At 52.1% G+C, this 5,507-nt stretch carries 5 protein-coding genes; 2 read left to right on the top strand and 3 right to left on the bottom strand.

Going from position 1 to position 5,507, the window contains the following annotated elements; genetic code table 11:
* Window positions 1–140: 140 nt before the first annotated feature.
* The 3 genes from PCH02S_RS35300 to PCH02S_RS35290 all read right to left on the bottom strand — a co-directional run bounded on the left by PCH02S_RS35300 (window position 141) and on the right by PCH02S_RS35290 (window position 3,718).
* Entirely contained in the window at window positions 141–1,304 is a 1,164-nt protein-coding gene (locus PCH02S_RS35300; RefSeq protein ID WP_127458772.1) for a YncE family protein, read from the bottom strand.
* Between the two features lie 87 nt (window positions 1,305–1,391).
* Complete coding sequence (locus tag PCH02S_RS35295) at window positions 1,392–2,867, bottom strand: S-layer homology domain-containing protein (protein WP_127458771.1); 1,476 nt, start codon at window positions 2,865–2,867, stop codon at window positions 1,392–1,394.
* A gap of 248 nt (window positions 2,868–3,115) precedes the next feature.
* Entirely contained in the window at window positions 3,116–3,718 is a 603-nt protein-coding gene (locus tag PCH02S_RS35290; RefSeq protein WP_127458770.1) for a biotin transporter BioY, read from the bottom strand.
* A gap of 124 nt (window positions 3,719–3,842) precedes the next feature.
* Between PCH02S_RS35290 and PCH02S_RS35285 the strand changes: the two genes are divergently transcribed.
* Window positions 3,843–4,679 carry an ATP-binding cassette domain-containing protein gene (locus PCH02S_RS35285; protein WP_127458769.1) on the top strand — a complete coding sequence of 279 codons (837 nt, stop codon included), beginning with the start codon at window positions 3,843–3,845 and terminating at the stop codon, window positions 4,677–4,679.
* On the top strand, window positions 4,670–5,507 hold an 838-nt coding region (locus PCH02S_RS35280), incomplete at its 3' end, for an ATP-binding cassette domain-containing protein (RefSeq protein WP_127458768.1). The genes PCH02S_RS35285 and PCH02S_RS35280, both read left to right, overlap by 10 nt.

The following is a 5,507-nucleotide window of genomic DNA, read 5'->3' as shown; positions in this document are numbered from 1 at the left end:
AGAAGTGTAGCAAAAGTTGGCTGAGAGTGCACAAAAGGCTGTTTCACCACGAGAAAAGTAACTAGATATGATCGAGACAGCCGTTTAGGCCGTCTCGGGAGAAGAAAGTGTGAGTGGTGCAGCAAACTTGGCTAAGAGTCTCACTCCGGAAGCAGCTGCACATCAAGCGGATAATCCGGCACCTCGAAGTCGCGGACAGCGCCAGAGACGAGGTCCACCACAGTCATCCCGTTCCAGCCAGTATCTGCATAAGTGACGCCGCCGGTGAGGTAGGCGTAACGCCCACCCGCGCTCGCGGCGACCATCTGGTGCATCCGCTCCAGCGGGATTATTTTCTCGGCGTACGTATCGACGTCGAGCACCGTCAAGTTAGGCTTGCCGGTTGCGCTTCCCGCAGCACCAATGCCGACGATGAGCAGCTGCTTGCCATCCGCTGTCAACGCTACGCCCTCTTGGTGCGTGTTGCCTGTCAGCGGCTTCGTCTCGTACTTGCCGCTAGTTGGGTCAAGCACGACCAGGCCTCGCCCCTGATACGGCAGGAGCAGGCGGCCATCGGCGCGAACCGCTGCGTAGTGCGGCTTCTCGAAGCCGCCTTTGCCGAAGGGCGCTACCTCAAGGGTGCGAGCCTTGAGCTGCACAGGATCGACAGCGGTCACGGAGTAGGAATCATGATCGATGCTGTAGACCTCCCGGCCGTCGAGGCTGGTCACTACATCGAACGGTCGAACGCCAACAGCGACACTGCCAGTCATGGCGAGTTTCTCTGTATCCATGATCTCCAGTTGGCTTTTCATACCTCTGCCACCACCAGTCAAGTACACGCCGACATAGACGAATTTACCGTCAGGGGACACGGCAATGCCCATCCCGCCGGGACGGTATTCACCAAATTGAGGCTTGCCGATAGCGTCAGTCGCCATATAAGGCACTAACGCAACACGTTTGCGCTGCTGCGTATCTACGACAGCAACACCTTCCGCGGTAGAAATATACGCACGATGATTAGGACCTTCAGCAATGGCAAAAGGCGCCTTGCCAACCGTCAGCTTTTGGAATTGACCGGAAGCCGGATCAAGGAAAGACATATAATCACTTTTGGAATGAGTTACGAGTAGGGCCGTTTTTGCCTTTGACACAGGCACTTCAGGCACAGGTACTGTTGTAGGTGTTGATGTTGGTGTAGATGTAGATGTAGATGTTGCCGTTGCCGTTGGCATCGCAACAGGCGCAGGACGCGAACTGCAGCCAACCATGAAAAGAACTAACGTCAACATGGAGAATAACGTACGATTTTTGAAAAGCATAGATCACTCACCTCATTGGAATGAATGGTAGAACAAAAGGAGCACCTCATTCAAGGCACTCCTTCCCAACGCTTTTACTTCATAAATTTATTTCGCTACAGTCAAACTTACTCCCGCAGCCGTAGCCCACTTGCCTTCTGGAGCGACGGTATAAGTCATACCCGGCACAAGCTGGCCGTTATTTAGCAGAGCAAAAGTACCTACAGCACCTTTACGCGTAGTAATCGTGTATTCAGCTGTCAGAACAGTGCCGTCTGTCGCTGTCAAAGTAACACGGCGTGAAACGAAGATTTCATCCTTCGGATCCTGGGAAAGGGTCACAGTAATCGTTTTCGCATCCACTGCGGAAGCGGATTGAATCGTTAGCGGCGCGATGTCTTTCGCTGTAAATGTAGCATTTTTCAAAGTAGCCCAGTCCGCAGAAACCGTGTAAGTCAAACCCGCCTTCAACGTTTCGCCCTTAGGCAGAAGGAATTTAGGCGCTTGGCGGCCATCCGTTGCCTGTGTGAAAGGTAAATATGTGGCAGTCATCGGTGCGCCGCCTTCAGGCGTGATTTGCACCACACGGTTTCGCATCGAAGAAAGAATCTGATACGTCATGCCATTGTATTCGTTCTTGTCATTCACGATAAAGGAGCCTGGACGTCCTTTGGCATAGGCTGCAATAACATAACCGTAGTCCGCCACGCCATCCGTCAAATGAGACTCAACCTCAAAAACGTCATTTGCTACTTGCTGCGTCGAAGCCAAAGCAATTTTCTCTGTGCTCGCGGTAAAAGTTCCGGCAACCTCGCCTTTATAAGTTAGCGTGTAGGTCGTGCCGGCTTTTTGTGTTGGAACAGGAACGATGTACGTCGAAGTGGAACCTGTTTTTAAACGTGGCACGTTGTTAATAGCCAAACCATTGTCAAAAACAAAGTTTTTGGATGCAGGTTCAAGTTCTAATTCTGCCGTAGGAATCGGTGCTGAGAAGGTAACTTGCAAGGTTATTGCATTTAAAACCTCCAGCTTGGTCACATGAATAGGAGCTAATTGCTGCGCTTCGAAAATGAGTAGAGCGGCCTGACCACGTGTCACGGAGCTACCTGTCAAAGACGCATAACTTGGTAGTTGCTGAACTGCAGCTGCATCAACTTTTAACACCTTCGCAATAACGTCTGCCAACTGCTCGGAAGAGATTGTTGAGCTGCCTTGGAACTGACCGTTAGTAGATGAGATAGCTCCTACAGATTCAAGGGCAGCAGCGTAAGCGTAGAACCAATCTCCTTGTGCTACATCGCTAAAAGTCGTCGTTGCAGCTGTGTCCACGTTAACGTGCAGAGCGAGTGCGGCCATTTTGGCGATTTCAGCGCGAGTTACCGCCTGATCAGGAAGAAAGCTGTGATCCTCGTATCCGGATAGTACTTGTTGCTGAGCCAATTGTTCAATAGCAGCTTGTACTTTGGAAGAATTAGCGGCATCAGAGAAAGGGTTCGCAGCCAAGGCGTTGAAAGGTAAAATTGCGGACAAGCCTACAGTTGCTGTAATGGTTAAAGCGGCGATTACTTTTTTGTTGTTTTTCATCTATAACACTCCTGTTCAATATAATGGCGTTGCTAGGTTTACATAGTTTCCTTATGCCTCATGCATTTGCATGGTGTTCCTTGTGTCGTGCCTGCTTACAAGATCAAGCTTACACGCTAGAACATTACAATCGAATAAAAAAACAGACCTGCACATTACAAAAACGTAAAAATCTCCTTGCAATCTATCAAGCAAGCACAAAAAAAGCCCTACTACTCAAGGAATGAGCAGTAAGGCTGAAAATAAAATTACATTCTGACATCCGTACGCTGCACAACGCTATGCGAAGAGGAACCAGTAAGCCGCTCTGGGGAAAACACTTGTCGAATCGGCACAATGATCAGCACCGCAACCGCAGCTTTGATCGCGTCCCCTAAGAGGAAGGGGTAACAAGCGGCAATCATCGCTTTTGCAAACGTATAAGAAGGCACCTTATACATCAACCATGGTACTCCGGCAAGATAAAGGAGCAGAGATCCAAAAATCTCAAGCACGAGGAAAGCAACCAGGTAGCCCATAAACCCCTTCACGCGAATACGAGGTAAGATCATACCAACCAGCATAGCGGAGAACGGATATATCATAATAAAACCACCCGTAGGTCCGAGCACGATGCCTAAACCGCCATTTCCATGAAGCAGAGGAAACCCGATAGCCGTCAGGATCACAACGAGAGCCATACTGAAGAAGCCGTAACGTGCTCCGAGCAAGCCGCCGGCAAGCATAACCGCCAGCGTTTGCAGAGTAATAGGGACAGGTGTAAAAGGGAGTGAAATGCTTGCAAAGCTGAATAAGACAAGAATTGCTGCAAAAAGTGCACTGAAAACAACGCCGCGCAAAGTGAGTTTCATATTGTCCATCGCTCCTGTTTCTGTTATTGTTTATGTATTGTCAACTTCAAATTATATCAATGGTTAACAATAAATCATTCAGATCATAGCACATCTTTTAGGAAAGTGGAAGGACATTTTATATATGGCAAATCGAGAAATTGTGGCTTCTTTGCGGAATGCCTCCGTCGTCTATCGAACACAATCGGAAGAAGGAAGGCGGGTATGGTCGGACGTCACTTTAGATATTTATAAAGGCGAATGGATGGTCGTCATCGGGCCAAATGGCAGCGGCAAAAGCACCTTAGCCAGCAGTTTACTGGGCTTAAGTCCCCTCTCAAGCGGTGAGCTGATCCGCAATGAGTCTGGGCAAATTAGAGGCGTGCTTCAATTGCCGGATGCTCAGTTTGTAGGAGAAACGATTCAAGAGGAATTCGATTATCTCCCAGGTAAACAGGATTTAACGCTAGAAGAACGTAAAGCATGGTATCTGCAAAGCTTGTCAGCTGTGGGCTTGTCGCTCCCGCTCGAACGAACGCTTTCTAGCTTGTCCGGGGGGCAAAAGCAGTTGGTTAATTTGGCGGCTGCCCTAGCGCTTCAGCCTGAAATCCTGGTGCTGGACGAACCGACGGCGATGCTGGATCCCGCGGCAAGACAGGGAGTCCGACAGGCGGTGCGCGAAGCCCATCAGCGAGGCACGACCATTGTATGGATTACGCATCGGCTGGAAGAAGTGGCGGATGCGACGCGCGTCATCGGGTTTGGTAACGGACGGATCACGTTTGATGGGGGACCCCGGGCTTTCTTTTATGGGGAAAGTGAAGATAAGTCGCTGGAGACGTCGCCTTGCACCGAGTTAGGGCTCGACTCTCCCTATGTGGTGAAAACAGCTTTCGGCCTGCTGAAGTATGGCTGCGAGCTTCGCTTGCTTCCCTTGGATATGGATGAGCTGGCCGAGGCGGTGGCAAATTCATGTCTATAGTCCTGCGAAATATTCAAATCAACGCCCCGGACAATCCCGGTCAGCAATTGTTGAAAGATATCGGATTTGAGCTTCCAGACGATTCCGTTACGCTATTAATCGGACATTCGGGTTCGGGAAAGTCGACGCTCCTTCAGGTGATGGCTGGTATTTTGGAGCCGTCCGCAGGAGTTATCACACTTGATGATCAGCCTTTGTGGCATAAAAGAAGGGTAGACCAAGCTCATCTTTTGCGGATGGGTTTGATTTTTCAATTCCCGGAGCAGCAGCTGTTCGCCAGCAGCATCCGCGGGGAATTCGCCTACTCGCTGCGCCCTTATCGGCTCGCAGCAGACGAGCGCGAGAGCCGCATCCGCGCCGCTTGCGCCGACCTCGACCCCCGCGGTGCCTTCGCCCTGGAGCGCTCGCCGTTTGGCTTAAGCGGCGGCGAGCAGCGCCGGCTCGCGCTGGCGACAACCTTCGCCACGGCGCCGGATTGGCTCCTCATGGATGAGCCAACCGCCGGCCTCGAGGCGGCGGCCGTCCGCGAATTGCTGCGCATTATTCGCGAAAGGAAGCGTGGCGGCTACGTCATCGCCACGCACGACCTGGACACGTTCCTGCCGCTGGCAGACCGTGTCCTTGTGTTAGACCGCGGCGAGCTCGTCTTCGACGGGTCGCCGGAGGCGCTATGCCGCGCGCCGGAGCTGCTCGCGCGCGCGGGGGTTGGCCTCCCGAGCTGCGTGGAGGCCGCTCAAGCCCTTGCGCGCCGCGGCATCGCCATCGCGCCGGACTTGCTTGCGCCGGAGCTGGCTGCGCCGGCGATCTTGCAAGCGCTGCGCGAGCGCA

The organism is Paenibacillus chondroitinus NBRC 15376, assembly GCF_004000765.1.
GTDB lineage: Bacteria > Bacillota > Bacilli > Paenibacillales > NBRC-103111 > Paenibacillus_E > Paenibacillus_E chondroitinus.
The sequence above is the reverse complement of the archived record's forward strand: the minus strand, read 5'-3'. Positions and strand labels throughout refer to the sequence as shown.